The organism is Paenibacillus sp. FSL E2-0177, assembly GCF_037992975.1.
GTDB lineage: Bacteria > Bacillota > Bacilli > Paenibacillales > Paenibacillaceae > Paenibacillus_AQ > Paenibacillus_AQ odorifer.
The window spans coordinates 3,940,910-3,958,403 of the sequence record NZ_CP150307.1; the positions used below are offsets into that span (position 1 = coordinate 3,940,910).

General features: G+C 45.0%; 14 protein-coding genes. 1 reads left to right on the plus strand and 13 read right to left on the minus strand.

Translation table 11 applies throughout. The features are described from left to right. The first annotated feature begins 8 nt into the window (after window positions 1-8). Window positions 9-392 (plus strand): tyrosine-type recombinase/integrase, encoded by a 384-nt coding sequence (locus tag MHI25_RS17630; RefSeq protein WP_340393802.1) that lies wholly within the window; start codon window positions 9-11, stop codon window positions 390-392. Between the two features lie 114 nt (window positions 393-506). Here MHI25_RS17630 and glnA read toward each other — a convergent pair whose 3' ends face one another. From glnA to mutS, 13 genes are all read right to left on the minus strand, one after another. Beyond that, window positions 507-1,835 carry a type I glutamate--ammonia ligase gene (gene glnA / locus MHI25_RS17635; protein ID WP_036687730.1) on the minus strand — a complete coding sequence of 443 codons (1,329 nt, stop codon included), beginning with the start codon at window positions 1,833-1,835 and terminating at the stop codon, window positions 507-509. A gap of 33 nt (window positions 1,836-1,868) precedes the next feature. Then, a complete protein-coding gene (locus MHI25_RS17640; RefSeq protein WP_019910684.1) occupies window positions 1,869-2,279 on the minus strand; it encodes a MerR family transcriptional regulator in 411 nt (136 codons plus the stop codon). 62 nt (window positions 2,280-2,341) lie between these two features. Next, complete coding sequence (locus tag MHI25_RS17645; RefSeq protein WP_036687732.1) at window positions 2,342-3,616, minus strand: methionine gamma-lyase family protein; 1,275 nt, start codon at window positions 3,614-3,616, stop codon at window positions 2,342-2,344. A gap of 133 nt (window positions 3,617-3,749) precedes the next feature. Then, on the minus strand, window positions 3,750-5,039 hold the full coding sequence (gene hflX / locus MHI25_RS17650) for a GTPase HflX (RefSeq protein WP_340393804.1): 1,290 nt from the start codon (window positions 5,037-5,039) through the stop codon (window positions 3,750-3,752). Window positions 5,040-5,293: 254 nt separating this feature from the next. Next, on the minus strand, window positions 5,294-6,268 hold the full coding sequence (locus MHI25_RS17655) for an AAA family ATPase (RefSeq protein WP_076098759.1): 975 nt from the start codon (window positions 6,266-6,268) through the stop codon (window positions 5,294-5,296). 317 nt (window positions 6,269-6,585) lie between these two features. After that, on the minus strand, window positions 6,586-7,242 hold the full coding sequence (locus MHI25_RS17660; protein WP_076218630.1) for a YdcF family protein: 657 nt from the start codon (window positions 7,240-7,242) through the stop codon (window positions 6,586-6,588). 2 nt (window positions 7,243-7,244) lie between these two features. Continuing rightward, window positions 7,245-7,799 carry a DUF402 domain-containing protein gene (locus tag MHI25_RS17665; protein WP_076190185.1) on the minus strand — a complete coding sequence of 185 codons (555 nt, stop codon included), beginning with the start codon at window positions 7,797-7,799 and terminating at the stop codon, window positions 7,245-7,247. Between the two features lie 186 nt (window positions 7,800-7,985). Beyond that, window positions 7,986-10,544 carry a PBP1A family penicillin-binding protein gene (locus MHI25_RS17670; protein ID WP_076184445.1) on the minus strand — a complete coding sequence of 853 codons (2,559 nt, stop codon included), beginning with the start codon at window positions 10,542-10,544 and terminating at the stop codon, window positions 7,986-7,988. 139 nt (window positions 10,545-10,683) lie between these two features. Next, window positions 10,684-10,923, minus strand: coding sequence for an RNA chaperone Hfq (gene hfq / locus MHI25_RS17675; protein ID WP_036687741.1), 240 nt, complete (start codon window positions 10,921-10,923; stop codon window positions 10,684-10,686). Between the two features lie 19 nt (window positions 10,924-10,942). Next, window positions 10,943-11,923 (minus strand): tRNA (adenosine(37)-N6)-dimethylallyltransferase MiaA, encoded by a 981-nt coding sequence (gene miaA / locus MHI25_RS17680; RefSeq protein ID WP_175619957.1) that lies wholly within the window; start codon window positions 11,921-11,923, stop codon window positions 10,943-10,945. Then, window positions 11,913-12,662: a class I SAM-dependent methyltransferase gene (locus MHI25_RS17685; RefSeq protein ID WP_305954107.1), complete on the minus strand. Its 750-nt coding sequence runs from the start codon at window positions 12,660-12,662 to the stop codon at window positions 11,913-11,915. Before MHI25_RS17685 ends, miaA begins: the two co-directional genes overlap by 11 nt. Before the next feature lie 74 nt (window positions 12,663-12,736). Next, on the minus strand, window positions 12,737-14,722 hold the full coding sequence (gene mutL, locus MHI25_RS17690; protein WP_340393808.1) for a DNA mismatch repair endonuclease MutL: 1,986 nt from the start codon (window positions 14,720-14,722) through the stop codon (window positions 12,737-12,739). Window positions 14,723-14,764: 42 nt separating this feature from the next. Beyond that, a complete protein-coding gene (mutS, locus tag MHI25_RS17695; protein WP_340393810.1) occupies window positions 14,765-17,494 on the minus strand; it encodes a DNA mismatch repair protein MutS in 2,730 nt (909 codons plus the stop codon).

The following is a 17,494-nucleotide window of genomic DNA, read 5'->3' on the forward strand; positions in this document are numbered from 1 at the left end:
ATACAAAAATGTTTAATTCGCAACGAACGATAAAAATTAGTCAATCTATCATTAGCGATCTAAAGCAACACATTAAATATCAGAACCAAAATAAATTAGCTTGGAAGGGTTCCTATAGAGATGATGGAAACTTCATGCCAAAGTCTTCTTTATTCAATTCTTTTTCGCGAATTTTGAAACGTATTGGTCTCCCGGCGATGCCGATTCATTCTTTTCGTCACACTCATGCTGTTCTTATACTTGAGGCTGGTAACGATATGAAGTATGTACTAGAACGTTTAGGTCACGGTAGTATGAGAATCACAGCGAACATATACACACATATTTCAAAGAAAATAAATGAAAGCAGCATGGATAAATTTGAAGCTCATATGAGAAGTATCCTCGAATGATCACTACATTTTTTGGGGGCATTACGGGGGCGTTCATAAACCTCTACAATATCTCCTATCCTTACCCCTACAGAAAAAAACCCTCAACGCTTAGAGCGCCAAGGGTTGATGTAACTAGTAAAGTGTCATGTATTGGTTTCTTTCCCACTCATGAACTTGTGTACGATAGATATCCCATTCGATTTCTTTCAGTTCGTAGAAGTGAGCCAGCGCATGTTCGCCGAGAGCTTCGGTAATTACATGGCTGCGGATCATTTCGCTTAGCGCTTCTTTCAAATCGGATGGCAAGCTTGGGATGCCTTCTTCAATACGCTCTTCCTCAGACATCACATAGATGTTACGGTCAATTGGAGCTGGAAGATCAAGCTTACGCTTAATTCCGTCTAGCCCTGCTTTCAACATAACAGCAAGTGCGAGGTATGGGTTAGCTGCCGGGTCCGGGTTACGAACTTCAACACGTGTGCTAAGCCCTCTCGAAGCTGGGATACGAATCATCGGGCTACGGTTACTTGCAGACCAAGCTACGTAACAAGGTGCTTCATAGCCAGGAACAAGGCGTTTGTAAGAGTTCACTGTTGGGTTAGTAATCGCTGCAAAAGCACGAGCATGCTTCAAAATACCAGCCATATAATAACGTGCAGTTTTGCTCAGACCTAGCTTGTCACTTTCATCGTAGAACATGTTTTCTTTGCCATTAAACAAGGATTGGTGAGCGTGCATACCAGATCCGTTAATACCAAACAATGGTTTAGGCATAAAAGTTGCATGCAAGCCATGTTGACGGGCAACCGTCTTCACAACGAGCTTAAAGGTTTGAATTTGGTCAGCAGAAGTGATCGCGTCAGCATATTTGAAATCAATTTCATGCTGGCCGGAAGCCACTTCATGGTGAGAAGCTTCGATTTCAAAGCCCATTTCTTCAAGGGTCAATACGATTTCACGACGGCAGTTTTCCCCTAAGTCTGTAGGAGCTAAGTCGAAATAACCACCTTGGTCATTCAATTCTGTAGTTGGGTTACCTCTTTCGTCTGTTTTGAACAAGAAGAATTCAGGTTCAGGTCCAACATTCATCGCTGTAAAGCCCATTTCTTCGGCTTCCTTCAGACAACGCTTCAGGATACCACGTGGGTCTCCAGCAAATGGAGTACCATCCGGCATATACACGTCACAAATCAGACGTGCAACACGGCTATCAGTCACCCAAGGGAAGATTACCCAAGTATCAAGGTCTGGGAAGAGATACATATCGGATTCTTCAATCCGTACATAACCTTCGATGGAGGAACCATCAAACATCATTTTGTTGTCGAGTGCTTTTTCCAATTGGCTAACCGGAATCTCTACATTTTTGATAGTACCTAACAAATCTGTAAATTGCAGACGAATGAAACGAACATTCTCTTCCTTGGCAATGCGTAAAATATCCTCTTTAGAAAAGCTCACGTGATCCTCTCCCTTTCAAAACTCTGTATATTATTATTTATTAAAAAACCGGGATAACTCACCTTGAATAAGCGATACCTGTCCCGGTCTTTTACCGGAAACTAGTTCTTGCTTCAGCAAACGGTGAAGCTGCGAATCTGATAGCTCTCTACGTCTAACCTCTGTGTCAGGGGTAATCACAGTAGCTTCTTCGGATTCCTTCGAGACTGGGTTCATTACTTGCTTGATGCCAGCAATGTTAACACCCTTTTCAATCAAGGCCTTAATTTCTAATAGGCGCTCAACATCATTAAAAGAGAACAAACGTTGATTCCCAGAGGTACGTGCAGGTACGATTAGACTATGCTGTTCATAATAACGAATTTGTCTTGCAGATAAATCAGTTAACTTCATTACAATTCCAATAGGAAATAATGCCATATTTCTGCGGATTTCATCACCCATGACTCATCCAACCTTCCAATGATCTTTTTCTGATCTCATTGTACATTTCCTAATACAGCGTGTCAATGGTGTGTAAGATTTTCTGACAGTAATTTTCGATCACGCATACTTTGGAGTGCCATCAAAACGCCATATTTGACATGGGAGTAGGTTAATCCCCCTTGCATATAGCCAATATAAGGCGCACGGATAGGCGCATCTGCCGATAACTCTAAGCTACCACCTTGTATAAACGTACCTGCCGCCATGATGACAGGATGTTCATATCCCGGCATATCCCATGGTTCTGGAACTACATGGCTGTCTACCGCCGCAGCACGTTGAATTCCCTGCACGAAGGCAATCAAGTGATCCGGTCCATCAAAGGAAACCGCCTGAATCAAATCTGTACGAGGTTCATTCCACGCTGGTTTCGTCTCAAACCCGCAGCGCTGAAATACAGCTGCCGCAAAAATACTGCCTTTAAGGGCTTGTCCAACTGTATGCGGAGCCATGAACAGACCTTGGTATAACCCGCGGGTAGTTCCTAACATTGCGCCTACCTCGCCACCGATACCAGGAGCTGTAAGACGGTACGCTGTAAGCTCTACTAGATCTCTGCGCCCACAGATGTATCCACCCGTCTCAGCAATTCCACCACCAGGATTTTTAATTAATGAACCCGCTACTAGATCCACTCCAACCTGCGGAGGCTCAAGCTCTTCAGTAAACTCACCATAGCAATTATCAACGAACACAATAACATCCGGTTTCAATGACTTCACTCTCGCTGTCATGTCACCTATTTCGGCTACTGTGAAGGAAGCGCGCCAATCATAACCACGCGATCTTTGGATTCCAATTACTTTAGTTTTCTCATTGATAGAGAGAGTTACCTCTTCCCAATCAATCTTACCCTCTGCTGTAAGGGCAACTTCCCGATATGTAATTCCGAAGTCTGCGAGTGAGCCTGTCCCATCTCCTGCTTGGCCAATCACCTTGTGTAAGGTATCGTACGGACGACCTGTGATGTATAAAAGCTCGTCTCCTGGTCGCAGCACACCAAAGAGGGCTGTTGAAATGGTATGTGTTCCTGAAGCAAAATGCGGGCGCACCAAAGCTGATTCCGCACCAAAAACGTCAGCATAGACAAGATCCAGCACTTCGCGTCCACGGTCGTTGTAAGCATACCCCGTTGAACCCGCAAAATGATAATCACTGACCTGATGACGTTGAAACGCTTCAATAACCTTCCATTGATTCTTATCGACAATTCGATCAAGAGCTTTGACTGCACCTTCGATTTCAACTTCTGCGGACTCTGCCGCTCCTAAAATATCTTCTGCAAAAACTGCCATTAGTTCTTATTCGCTCCTTACATTTACTTGCCATCATAATGACAGAAAGCGACAGTTGCCTGACGCTTTTTGTCATTAGCTATTATTTTATACCTATACAACAAGCATTTCCACTTTAGGGGAACAAAGAAGATTACGGCTGGTCCACAAAATCAGCAAGCATGTAACTCCATTTATCATAATCCTCTTTATTAAGACGGACGTTATAGATAACATCGTTCTCGTCATAGGTAGTTTCCAGAACCTCACCCACTCTGTAAAGCAGGGAAGAAATATCGCCTCGGTCTCCAGGAATGCGAAAATTCAGCGTATCTCCAGCCAATTCATCAGAGATAATTTCAATAATCCGGGTTAAATCCTCCGGGTTAAATGCACTGATCTTCAAAAAACCTGTGCCTGTTGGCAGCATTTCCAGTTGCTCAGGCTCACATAGATCGATTTTATTAAAAAGCACTATTTGCGGTTTGCTGGCTGCCCCTAAATCTTGCAAAATAGTTTGCACAATCTCCATCTGCTCCTCACGCATTGGAGATGAGGCATCCACTACATGCAACACCAGATTGGCCTCATTGACTTCCTCCAGCGTTGCGCGGAAAGATGCCACAAGATCATGCGGAAGATTCTGAATGAAGCCTACAGTATCCGTAAGCACTACCTCTTTGCCACCCGTTAGTTGAAGCACGCGTGAAGTAGGGTCAAGCGTAGCAAACAATTGATTCTCAATATAAACATCCGCATCCGTAAGCTGCTTAAGCAGCGTCGATTTACCAGCATTCGTGTAGCCGACTAGAGCAACCTGCACTGCCCCTGCTTTACGGCGGCGTTCACGGTGCAATTCACGGGTTTTAACTACCTCATCCAACTGGCGTTTCAACTCCGTAATCCGACCGCGAATATGACGGCGATCGGTCTCAAGCTTACTTTCACCTGGTCCTCTGGTTCCTATACCTCCGCCTAATCTGGATAAGTTTTTGCCTTGACCGGATAACCGCGGCAAAAGATAGGACAGCTGTGCCAGCTCTACTTGAATAATACCCTCTCGCGTTTTGGCCCGCCCAGCAAAAATATCCAAAATGAGCTGCGTCCGATCAATAATCTTCAGATCCAGAGACTCTTCAAGGTTCCGTACCTGCGCTCCAGATAATTCCTGATCAAAAATAGCCGTATTAGCTCCAAGACCATCAGCGGCCATGCGGAGCTCTTCTACCTTACCTTTCCCGATAAACCATTTTGAATCCGGTGTTTCCTTATTCTGACGCAACACATCCAGGACTTCAACACCTGCTGTTTCTGCTAATTGTACTAATTCCTGCAGAGAAAGCTCTGGGTCAATACCGGTACGTTTAATTTTATCTGTGACGAGAGTGACCAATATCGCCCGATCTTGAATATCCGTTTCTGTATCATGCGTAGTTATTGCCATTTATTCATGCTCCTTATGACGGTAATAGAATCTTTGTGTACCATTTAATCAGTTTTTCACTTCTTGCTGATGTTATACAGATGAACCTGTTCATTCACAGCGCTTCAAAACATTTTATCATAAGTTTCATTGGTAATATAGGCTGATAATGGAACGGCTCACCATTCTGTCAGCATTTACATTATGATAATCTTCAATCTTTTATAAAAGATAAACCGACTAAGCACGTATAAACTTAGCTGGTGTCAATTTATTTAAGAGATTATACTCTCCCCTTTTGAATAATCATCGACCGGAAGAACAAGGTCTCTCGGTAAGATCTCCATCAAAGATTGTTTAGATATTTTGACATGCCTGCTTATTAATCTAACCGCTTGATGGCGGATTGCCTGTTCGAGGATATTGCGTACATAACGGGCATTACTAAAGTTTTCTTCAATAATTTTCTCATTAAGGATTAACTCTTTTAGTTTCCCGTTTGTTTCTGGAGTAATTATATAGTCTCTTTCAGCAGCCATTTTATGTGCAATCAATATCAGTTCATCTGTTGTGTAGTCCTGAAAATCGAGTTGAATTGGAAAACGTGAGGGAAGCCCGGTATTAGCCTCCATGAACATCTCCATTTCATTTGGATAACCCGCTAAGATAATGATGAGATCATCATTCCTGTCCTCCATAACCTTTACAAGACAGTCGATTGCCTCTTTTCCAAAATCTTTATCTCCGCCTCTAGCTAAGCTATAAGCCTCGTCAATGAATAATACGCCACCCATAGCCTTCTTAACAAGGTCTCTGGTCTTTTGAGCTGTATGCCCTATGTATTCCCCCACTAAATCCGCTCTCTCTACTTCGATTAATTGACCTTTACTTAATATGCCCATATTCTTTAACAGCTTGGCAACGATTCTTGCTACAGTTGTTTTTCCAGTCCCGGGGTTGCCTTTAAACAACATATGATAAACCTGATTAACTACATTTAACCCCAGTTCTTGTCTCATTTTTTCCACTTGGATAAGCGCATGAATTTCATATATGAGATCCTTCACCTTTTCAAGACCGATAAGCTCATGAAGCTCTTGCAGGATTTCTTTTGTAGATTCTAAATGATTATTTTGAGCCAGCGCGCTCTCCAATGTTTCATTCGTAATATTTGTTGGGTCTTGATTTTTGAAAGTTATATTCATTCTGGAATCATTAATGGTTATCTTTCTTAAATTTTCTTCACCCATTGTAATCACCTCGTTAGAGCATTATATGCAATAACTGAATGACATCATGCACTTGTTTTAAAGAATGGGGTTTCGACATTGGATTCCCTGCTATCTCTCGCATCTTCTACGATGGTACACGAGGATAGAATGACCGAAATGCATAAAAGTCATAAGCAGAACTTTATTTTTTTATCATTTCACAACCCCATTATTTTTGATATACAAATAACAAATAGCCCCCCTTTAGAGTTTAGTCCATTTGGGGGCTGGCTTTTCTAATCAAGTCTCTTCCGGAATAGGAAGCATTATTAGAAGATTCTGATAATTGAGAACAATTACAGGAACAACTGCTGGATTTTCCATTTCGTATAGGCTAGAATTTCACGCGACTTATGCCTTGTCATCGACAGAACAGTGGATTCTGTAAGTCCCAGTTCAGGATTCACATAACCGAGCTCGTCCGCGATTTCGTGTGAACGCCATCCATGATATGTATGCGTAATAATAATTGCTGAGGACAATCCCTCACTTGTCATAATTGCTTTGCTATACAGAAGATTCTCGTAAGTGCTGGTAGCTTTATTTTCAACAGAAATGGCGCTATCCGGAACTCCATGAGCTACTAAATAATTGCGCATACCTTGACCTTCGGTATATTTCAGATCAGGTTTATCCAAACCTCCAGAAACTATGATATGCGGGAACATCCCCTCTTGATAAAGCTTAAGCCCGTAATCCAATCGTTCCTTCAATCCCGGGCTAGGTTCTTCTCCCCACATCGACATGCCAAGAATGATCCCTGTATCGGCTTTGAGCATAGGATCTGTCGTTGCGGCTTTATTGATATTCCTCAATGCGTACGCACACCACAACAAACCAACTACAACAATAACCATTAAAGCAATAAGCAACGTTCGTTTAGACCAAATTCGGCGTTTTTTGCGAACAATCCGAATCGGGGAAGAGTCTCTTCCATAAACGTACCATTCCATCTTTATTTCCTCCTGAATTCTCCATGATGAAATAATTCGGCACGATGTTTCAAAGAGAGTGAGAAATAAGGGAAAGCATGAGCATCGATGCCACGTAAAATAGTATGGGCAGTCTCCCAGGCTAGCTTATAATCGTTTTCTGAGATGTCTTGCCTCTCCAGTGCTTCCTCCAGTTCATCCTCATCGAGCAAAAACACCTCGCCGTTCCAAAGTACTACCACGTCCAGATACAAATCGTCAAACCAAGGCACACCTTGGTCAGTAACGCCTTGCACTTTACAGGTGTCTATGTACCATTGAACAATATTTTGTTTTTCGTCAAACATAGCCGTCACAATATAGTGACTATCTTTCGGAAAATATTGCAGCCAGGAATAACCTTTATCTGCAATACGATATGTATGTCGTCCATAGCTCTTCCACAGTGGTTCTTTCAGCCCGTAGATGGTATAAAGCGTAATATATCCGCTGAATTCCCGGCTCTCCACATAGCGGCAGGCAAAATGGCGACGCGTAATCCGGCGCCAGTTGGCCCGGTCTCCGAATTTACGTTTCATAGAAATTACCCTCTCCAGTATGGTCTATTCAGCTTAACACATTTAGAGGATACACTCAAAATATCCCGCAAAATACAAGAAATTTTTCTTCTAAACCTAATAAAAACGGCAGTCCAGCTTCGCTCTATAAATAAAGCAAAGCTGGACTGCCATGGAAAAAGCCATTGTTTGAAATTCAAATTCGTTTTATTGAGTGGAAGAATCCCCGTTCACAAAACCTGTCTCTGGATCAGGGTTTGTGGATACATTCCCACTCTCATCGCCGGAACCCTCTCCACCGATAGTGGGTTCTGGAGTTGGGGTCGGCATTGGTGTTGGCGGTGGCGGGGTGATTTCAGGGATTGTAGTACCACCGTCATTTCCGCCACCCTCATTGCCGCCTCCGTTATTGCCACCATTTCCATTCTCTCCGTTGTTGCCACCGTCCTCTGGGGTCGGGGTCGGAAGATTAGGATCTATGGTGGGTTCAGGGGTCGGCATTTCATCCTGCACGGATACACTAACCACATTGGAGGGTTCGCTCTCCACTTTTAGCGCAGGGTCATAAGAAGTTACATAATACTCGTAAACCAAACCAGGCAGTGCACTAAAATCGCCTGCGCTGGTAGTCACTGTATTTAACAGTGAGCCAAATTCAGCTTCCGATGTCTCTCTACGATAAATACGATACTCAACGCCGGCAACAGGAACTGCCTCCCAATTGAGATTTACAGTCATCGTAGAAGGATCATATGCTGCTGATAGTCCAGTAACAGTCTGAGCTGTTTCTGGTGTTTCAGTAGGCTCAGGGGCAATCTCGTTATCGAGGTGCGGGAAGGATTTCTTAGGAACATCCTTCAGCGCTTCCTCCATGACCTTACCCCAGAAAGCAGCGGCAAGCGGACTGCTGTTCTTAAGCAGATGCTTTTTACTTGGCTTGTCGTAACCCATCCAGACTGCTGCAGTCCATTCTGGCGTATAGCCTACAAACCATACATCACGGTTCGAGCTGATTCCAGAATATCCACTTTGCGTCGTACCGGTCTTACCGGCAACAGGACGGTCAATCCTAGCTTTTCTACCCGTACCGCTCTCCACGACCTTCTGCATCATCTCAGTCATTTGATAAGCTGTTTCCTTACTCATCACTCGCTCAGGCGTTGTATTCGCTTTGTAGACCGTCTCACCACTGCTATCAGAGATGGATTTAATGGAATAAGCCTCTCTTAGTTCGCCGCCATTTGCAAAAGCGCTGTAGGCTTGCGCCATTTCCAGCGTATTGGTCCCTTTGCTCATGCCTCCAAGAGCCAGCGATAGGTTCTTATCCTCATCTTCCAATCCAATGCCTAGTTTCTTGGCAAATTTAAATCCGGTATTCACACCAATTTCATTGAGCAGCCAAACAGCCGGAATATTCTCTGATTTCTGAATGGCATCACTCATGTTGATGCTCTTAGAATATCCGTGCAGGTTGGTTGGACAATAGTTCGCGAAACATTGCTTCTCGTTGCTTAGCGTTGAATTCATGGTGAATTTCCCAGTTTCCAGCGCTGGAGCATAAGAGACAATTGGTTTGAAAGCAGAACCTGGAGAACGACGGCTGCCAGTTACACGACTGTAGCCTTTTTTCTCATAATTCCGTCCGCCAAGGAGTGCGACAATGCTGCCATTCTCCTGATTCACAATCGTCATTGAGCCTTGTACCAGCTCTTCATCTACACTCTTTTCAAAATTATCACTATCTGCAAAAGCATCTTCAACCGTTTCTTGAGCATGCTTATCCATGGTAGTGTAAATTTTGTATCCGCCGATATTCAGATCATCTTCTGACAATCCAAATTTTTCTTCCGCCTCATCTACTGCAAAATCAATAAATGCTTGATAACGCTGTTTCTTTTCTGGCGGCTTATAGTTATAATCTACGGCTTTTGCTTCGTCTCTTTCCTGCTCCGTAATGTACCCTTGCTCATACATAAGCTGAAGCACTACTGCCCGGCGTTCCTTCGAAAGATCAGGGTTACGCAGCGGGTTGTAACGAGACGGGCCTTTTGGCATAGCCGCCAATGTCGCGATTTCCCAAACCTTAAGCTGACTCAAATCACTTTTACCAAAATATCTTACTGATGCTGCTTTAATTCCGTAAATTGTACCCCCGAAGTTAATCCGGTTCAGATACATGGTAATAATCTCTTCTTTAGATTTCTGATTCTCCAGGGCTACGGCAATCGACACCTCAGTAGCTTTACGGAAAAACGTCTTGTCCCGTGTCAGGAAGATGTTTTTGGCGAGCTGTTGAGTAATGGTACTACCGCCCTCTACCATACTTCGTGCGGCTATATCCTTTACTGCTGCCCGGCCAATCGACCATAAATCCACACCAGAATGTTCGAAGAAACGTTTATCCTCTGTGGCTACAAAAGCGTTAACCAATAACGGTGGAATTTCTTCATACTCTACTGGATCACTTTTCTCCAGTGATAATTCGCCGATTAAATTAGCATTGCGGTCATATACCTTAGTCGTTTCATTCACTGTTAGCTTATCCTGGTTCTCAAGCAGAAGCTTTTGACCATTTAGCATAATGAACAGATATCCACCTAGTGCACAGAAAATGGCCAATGCCGTAGCGAAGAACAAGCTCCACAGCACACGCTTCTTCGTCAAAAATCTCTTTTTCTTTTTTGGTTTTGATTTTGGTTTTGATTTGGAACTGGACGATCCTCTATCTCTATTGTGATTCGTCCTGGATGTATCGTCTCTAGACATAATGCCTCCTGACTCCCTTTCGGAAATAAACATAAATGGTCTGCCATGAATGAAAAGAACAACCTTCACAGGTTGCTCTCTCACACTCTATTCAAACGATTTATAAACAAGAAAGGTTTCAATTCATTTTTGATAAATGTTATTCTTCACTACTGCTGTCTTGCATCAGTGATACACTACGTTGTGGTGTGAACGTGGAAATTGCGTGTTTATACACCATTTGCTGGCGTCCATCACTGTCAATGACGATTGTAAAATTGTCGAATGCTTTAATTATTCCCCGGATTTGAAAACCGTTGGTCAGATATACCGTAGCAGGGATATTTTCTTTGCGTAGTTGGTTCAAGAATGTATCTTGGATGTTAATGGACTTGTTCATATGACGTACCCCCAATGGTTCAATTAGATTGTTCAGAAGTATATTCAAGACCTGAGAGAAACTTTCCTGCTATTATACCACGTATTTTTGAGAAATTCTCAGAAAAGTTTTGTTCACCTTCGACATCGATCCACTCGATTTCCTTCATGTGGCGAAACCATGACAACTGTCTTTTGGCGAATCGGCGAGTATCGCGTTTAAGCAGTATCACAGCTTCTTCCAGCGTCAGCTCTCCCGCCAGGTAAGCGGCAATTTCCTTGTAACCCAATCCCTGCATGGACACAAGGCTTCTGCTGTAACCGTTATCCAGCAGTCCCTTCACCTCAGCAACGAGACCATCCGCCAGCATGCTATCAATTCGGTCCTCAATACGTTTATATAGTATTTTCCGGTCCATTGTCAAACCTATGAGACATAAGTCATAGGGAGATTCCTTCTTTTGAGCAGCATGAGAAGCGGAAAGTGTAGTGTTTGTCTGGTGTTGAATTTCCAGTGCACGGATAATTCTGCGACGGTCGTTAGGATGAAGTTTGGCTGCGCTGACTGGATCAACCGCCTCGAGTCTGGCATGCAGTGCAAGCGCTCCATGTTCTTCCGCAAATTGATCCTGCTCTTTACGGAAAGCTTCATCAGCCACTGCTTCCGAGAACTGAAAGCCGTAACATAAAGACTCAATATACAGTCCAGTCCCCCCTACGATAAAGGGAAGCTTCCCTCTAGCGCTTATCTCCTCGATGAGTCTAGTGCCCTGCTCTTGAAATTCAGCGGCAGAATACGCATCCTGCGGATCATGAATATCGATCAGGTGATGGGGAATGCCGTTCATTTCGGCGGGTGTAATCTTAGCTGTACCAATATCCATACCACGATAAACCTGCATCGAATCGCCGGAAATAATCTCAGCGTTATAAGCCGCTGCCAGCTCCAGACTTAACCGGGTTTTGCCTACGGCAGTTGGTCCTAACAGCACTAGAACCTTATGCCTTTCTTTAGTTGTCAATGTGTATCACCCCGTACGATGTTTTGGAGTTGCTTCGGAGCAGCTCAGTAAACCCTAGGCGTTCAAATTCCCCACTCAAAGCCTTTTCTTTTAAAAGAACAGTCTTACGGGCGACCCTAACCGCTTCGGCTACACTCTCTGTCGATAAGGCTGCACGGTTAGCGAATTGCCGCAGCGGGGAAATCGAGGCAGAACCCGTCAGAGGCACGCGAAACATAGGATCAAAGTAAACAATATCCACACTTCGATCTGGTTGAGACCGTAAATAATCCAAATGTTCACTATGCACGACATTAACTCTGCGTAAAGCCTCATTGACCTTTACTTGCCCAGAGGTGTAATGAGACATCCCTTCACTGAGCAGTGCGTACAGCGGTAATGAGCTCTCCAAAGCGGTAACCTCTGAGGACTCACCACCATGTACAGCAAACAGTAAGGAGTCAGCTCCTAATCCAGCTGTACAATCCAATACACTATCTCCGGGAAGCATTCGAGCCGCAACAAGCATCGGCTCGATCTCACCCTTTAGAATTCGTTTAGCGCGAACGAAGCCCATGCTCGGATGAAACTCCATAGGCTCCATTCCTAAGCGGTGTAGTCGAACAGCGTCCTGAGATAGAATCAGAATATCCTCATCTCCGTAATGTTCAACCATCCTTGTAATGGAGAGTTTCTCACGTGGAGCATAACTACAACCCGTTCTCTCCGCAAGGCTTTGCGCGCGTTCTACTATTTCCATTATCGGGCTATACCCCGTAGTTATAATCATGGTGCCTCCAGTCTTGCTCTTAACAAATTTCAAAAAATGTATAATTACATAACCCGCTTGAACAATTTCTCTAAATCATAGGATGAAAAAGAGATCACAATCGGCCGTCCATGTGGGCAAGTATACGGTTGTTTGCACTCTGCCAGTCGGGACAACAGAGCCTCCACTTCCTGTTCTGTTAGTTTATGGTTGGCCTTAATCGAGGCTTTACATGAACACAGAATCGATGACTTTTCTCGTAGCTTCGCAAGATCAATCATACGCTCGCTTAAGACCCACTCCGCCATTTCTTCAACGACCGCCTTCTCATCCCCTTCAGGAAACCAATAGGGCAAAGAACGAACAAGAAAGGTCTGTCCGCCAAAGTGCTCAAGGTATACCCCGGCCTGCTGAAACCAATGTAGACGTTCACTAAGCTGACGACTTTCAGAAGGCGTGAACTCCAGTGTAATCGGCAGTAGCAGCTCCTGTGAGGCATCCTCCGGCCGACCAAATTTCTCATAGAAGTATTCGTAATTAATACGTTCATGTGCCGCATGCTGATCGATTAAATAGAGTCCTCCATCATTCTGGGCAATAATATAGGTCCCATGATGCTGGCCTATATAATTAAGCTCAGGAAAGGCCGGAAGTCCAGGCTCTTCTTGTTGTGGTGGAGCCCATAGCTTCTCAACCGAAGGGAGCTGCTTCTGCGCCATTGACGTTTCTTGCGGGCGATAGCTATTGGAATAACTAGTATTCGCATTAGTTTGGCGCCCCTGCGAAGATGAAGACGGATAGCCTGATCCGTAAGCTGGAGCTACCTCGCGAGCTACCTGATGATCTGCCTGACCTTCCTTGCTAAAATCACGGGAATTACGGTCAGGGTTCGATGACTGTAGTCCACTTAAGAAGCTGGCAGATCCCGTAGGGGCTGTATCCTTCTCATCACCATTCGAAGATGACGGCGGAACAGCTCCTTTGGAAAAAGCAAATTGCTCCTGGATAAAGGAGCTGCTGCCCTTGGGTCCGATTGTTTCCTTGCTTGGACGTGGAATCAGACTTTGCCCCAGCAGTATTTTGCGGATCTCCTGCTCAACAAAGGTGTAAAGCTCATTCTCCTTACTGAATCTAACCTCGAGTTTTGCTGGATGTACATTGACATCTACCAAAGAGGGGTGCATATCCAGTTCAAGAACTAATAACGGATAACGGTTAATCGGAAGCAAGGTGTGATAAGCACGCATGATTGCTGCGTTCAGTCCATTACTGCGAATATAACGTCCACCGACAATAGTAGTGATTGCATTTCGATTGGAACGTGTCCATTCTGGACGACTAATATATCCGGAAATCCGGTAATCCAAGTCTTCTGCCGTAATCGGCAGCATTGCTTTGGCGGCATTGGTTCCGTAAACAGCTGCGATGACCTGCAGCAGATCACCATTTCCGAGCGTATGCAGCAGTTGATTGCCATTATGATGCAAGGTAAAAGAGATCCCCGGATGAGCCAGCGCCATGCGGTACATGGCATCTGAGATATGGCCCAGCTCCGTCTGAATACTCTTCATATATTTCAGCCTTGCCGGCGTATTAAAAAACAATTCACGAACGGCAAGATCACTTCCCCGGCCGGAAGGAGCGTCCTCATTTCGTATGAGATTGCCACCCTCAATGTCTACTAGGCGCCCTTTGCCGTCATCGGCAGTTGCAGTTAGAAGCGATACCTTGGAGACCGCGGCAATACTGGGAAGTGCCTCTCCGCGGAAGCCTAAGCTTGTGATTTGAAATAGATCGCGGCCATTCAGAATTTTACTTGTAGCATGCCGGTAAAAGGCGGTCTCGCAATCTTCAGGATCAATCCCGGAGCCATTATCTTTAACGCGGATGCTCTGCAAGCCCCCCTCTTCTACCGATACCTCAATTCTTGTACTGCCAGCGTCAATTGCATTCTCGACAAGCTCCTTTACAACTGAAGCTGGCCGCTCTACTACTTCACCCGCAGCTATCTGGTTGGCAATATGCTCGTCCAATATATGAATTTTGGCCATTTCATTCACCTCTTATTTAGGCAATCAATTATTATAAAATCTTTATTGCAGATCCTTAACCTTCATCTTCAGCTCGTTCAACAGACTCATCGCCTGCAGCGGCGTCATATTCATAAGATCAGCGTCACGCACAGAAGAAATGAACTCTTTTAGCGCAGGATTCTCTTGGATTTCAGTTACCGCAACTTGATGTGCACTACCTTTGCGATTCTTGCGTGGTTCTTCCTCACCAAAGATAGACAACTGAACAACCTCATTTTCTACAGGTGCCTCAGTGATGACACTTACGGCTTGCGCTATCGAGGATGCGCTAGCAACCTCTCTTACAGCCGCCTGTCTTTCGAGGCTTCCCCCGTAATGAAGTTCAGAACCACCAGGATGGGCTGCCTGCTCAATGCTCTGCAAGAGACCATAAGCTCGGTCAATAATCCCTTCAGGAAGACCCGCAAGACGTGCACAATAGATCCCATAGCTGCTGTCAGCCGCTCCAGGAACTAGCTTGCGCAGGAAGTTAACTTTATCACCGCTCTCTTGAACAGCCATAGAGTAATTCCGCAGTCCTTTAAGACTCCCTTCCAAATGAGCCAATTCATGAAAATGCGTCGAAACTAGAGCTTTGCAAGAAATAACATCATGTACATATTCAATAACCGCCTGAGCGATGGCCATACCTTCACTGGTCGAGGTACCTCTTCCCAGCTCATCAATAATAATCAAGCTACGAGCTGTTGCTTTCTCTGTCATAACCTGGATATCAGCCATTTCCACCATAAATGTACTTTGTCCACCGATCAAATCATCAGCTGCTCCAATACGAGTAAAGATCCGGTCTATAAGCGGAACTTCAGCACTGTTTGCTGGTACAAAACATCCAATCTGAGCCATGATGCAGATCAGCGCCACCTGACGCATGTAAGTACTTTTCCCCGCCATATTAGGACCTGTAATTAGAAGAATATTACCTTCTCCCTTACTCAGCGTGCTTCCATTTGCAATAAAAGCAGAATCTTTAAGCACCGCCTCCACAACGGGATGACGGCCCCCTTCAAGCCGAAGATCATAACCATCCGAAAGGACTGGCTTCACAAAACGATGTTCGGCACTAACTGCCGCCAAGCATTGATACACATCAATCTCGGCAACCTTTTCCGCAAGATTTTGCAGGCGGGGAATTTGCCCGCTGATGCGATCACGCAGTTCGGTAAAGAGGCTGTATTCCAAATCCGTCATTTTATCCTGAGCTTCAAGGATGAGTGCTTCCTTCTCCTTAAGCTCAGGAGTGACAAAACGCTCTGCGTTGGCAAGCGTCTGCTTACGTTCATATCTTCCTTCCGGCAGTGCAGCCAGATTGGATTTGGTGATCTCTATGAAATACCCGAAGATTTTGTTATAGCCGATCTTCAGTGACTTAATGCCAGTGGCCTGTCTTTCCTTAGCTTCCAGTTCAGCGATCCAACGTTTACCGTTACTGCTAGCTTCCCTAAGCTCGTCCAAACGTTCATGATAACCGGAACGGATAATGCCACCGTCGCGCACAGACACCGGGGCATCCTCGACGATTGCGCGGTCAATATCCTCTCGCAGCTCAGCGCATTCATCCATACTTGCACCGATCTCTCGTAAAGTAGCTGAACCGGAGGTCATACATAAATCCTTCAATGCAGGAATTTGCGCCAGCGATAATTTCAGAGCATTCATATCACGGCCATTGGCGCTGCCAAAAGCAATACGACCCACCAAACGCTCCAAATCATAAATTTCTTTAAGCGCTAAACGCAGGTCCTCGCGAACGATAAACTGATTGTACAAATAATCGACAGCCTCTAGGCGCCGTTCGATCGGAGCTCGCTGCAATAGCGGCTTATCAATTCTGCGGCGCAACAGACGGGCGCCCATCGACGTTTCCGTTCGATCCAGCAGCCAGAGCAGGGATCCTTTTTTGGAGCGTTCGCGAACCGTCTCGGTTAGTTCAAGATTCCGGCGTGTAAATGGATCTAGAATCATATAATTGCCTGGTTCATAAGGAGAAATCTGACTAAGCTGCCCTAACGAACGCCGCTGGGTCTCATTCAGATAAGAGATCAGAAGCGCCAGACATTGTCCACGTTCCTTCTCTAGACGTACCCATGCCGCTTCACCGAACTGACGACGTGCCAGCTCCTCCTCGCGTTTCTCCCAAGGGGTGTAAACTACAGGTTTGGCTAACAGCGGCGTTTCGCTTCGCAGGATCTCCAAAAGTGCAGCGTCTCCGATGATCTCAGCCGGTTCATAAATGCCAATCTCATCACGCAGCCATTCGGCTCCAGATAATACCGAAGTAACATACAGCTCACCAGTTGTTAAATCGCAGGCAGCTAATGCCATCATTCCGTCACTTTCGGTGACGCAAACGAGGTAGTTATTGCTCTTGTCAGCAATGATTTTTCCATCCATCACGGTTCCTGGTGTCACGACGCGTACAATATCCCGCTTCACCATGCCTTTAGTGACTGAAGCATCCTCTAACTGCTCACAAATGGCGACTTTATATCCTTTTTCTATCAAGCGTTGAATATATCCCTCGGCGGCGTGGTAAGGCACTCCACACATAGGGATTTTCTCCTCGCCCCCGCCTTCGCGGCCTGTTAACGTAATCTCAAGCTCCTTGGAAGCCAATATGGCATCTTCAAAGAACATTTCATAGAAATCGCCCAGTCTAAAAAATAGGAAGGCATCCTTAGCCCCTTCCTTTACCTTTAAATATTGCTCTATCATCGGCGTATATTGTGCCAT

Coding starts and splice junctions, on each gene's coding strand:
- MHI25_RS17630 (WP_340393802.1), top strand. CDS start 9: ATGTTTAATTCGCAACGAACGATAAAAATTAGTCAATCTATCATTAGC.
- MHI25_RS17640 (WP_019910684.1), bottom strand. CDS start 2,279: ATGGGTGATGAAATCCGCAGAAATATGGCATTATTTCCTATTGGAATT.
- MHI25_RS17645 (WP_036687732.1), bottom strand. CDS start 3,616: ATGGCAGTTTTTGCAGAAGATATTTTAGGAGCGGCAGAGTCCGCAGAA.
- hflX (WP_340393804.1), bottom strand. CDS start 5,039: ATGGCAATAACTACGCATGATACAGAAACGGATATTCAAGATCGGGCG.
- MHI25_RS17655 (WP_076098759.1), bottom strand. CDS start 6,268: ATGGGTGAAGAAAATTTAAGAAAGATAACCATTAATGATTCCAGAATG.
- MHI25_RS17660 (WP_076218630.1), bottom strand. CDS start 7,242: ATGGAATGGTACGTTTATGGAAGAGACTCTTCCCCGATTCGGATTGTT.
- MHI25_RS17665 (WP_076190185.1), bottom strand. CDS start 7,799: ATGAAACGTAAATTCGGAGACCGGGCCAACTGGCGCCGGATTACGCGT.
- MHI25_RS17670 (WP_076184445.1), bottom strand. CDS start 10,544: ATGTCTAGAGACGATACATCCAGGACGAATCACAATAGAGATAGAGGA.
- hfq (WP_036687741.1), bottom strand. CDS start 10,923: ATGAACAAGTCCATTAACATCCAAGATACATTCTTGAACCAACTACGC.
- MHI25_RS17685 (WP_305954107.1), bottom strand. CDS start 12,662: ATGGAAATAGTAGAACGCGCGCAAAGCCTTGCGGAGAGAACGGGTTGT.
- mutL (WP_340393808.1), bottom strand. CDS start 14,722: ATGGCCAAAATTCATATATTGGACGAGCATATTGCCAACCAGATAGCT.
- mutS (WP_340393810.1), bottom strand. CDS start 17,494: ATGGCACAATATACGCCGATGATAGAGCAATATTTAAAGGTAAAGGAA.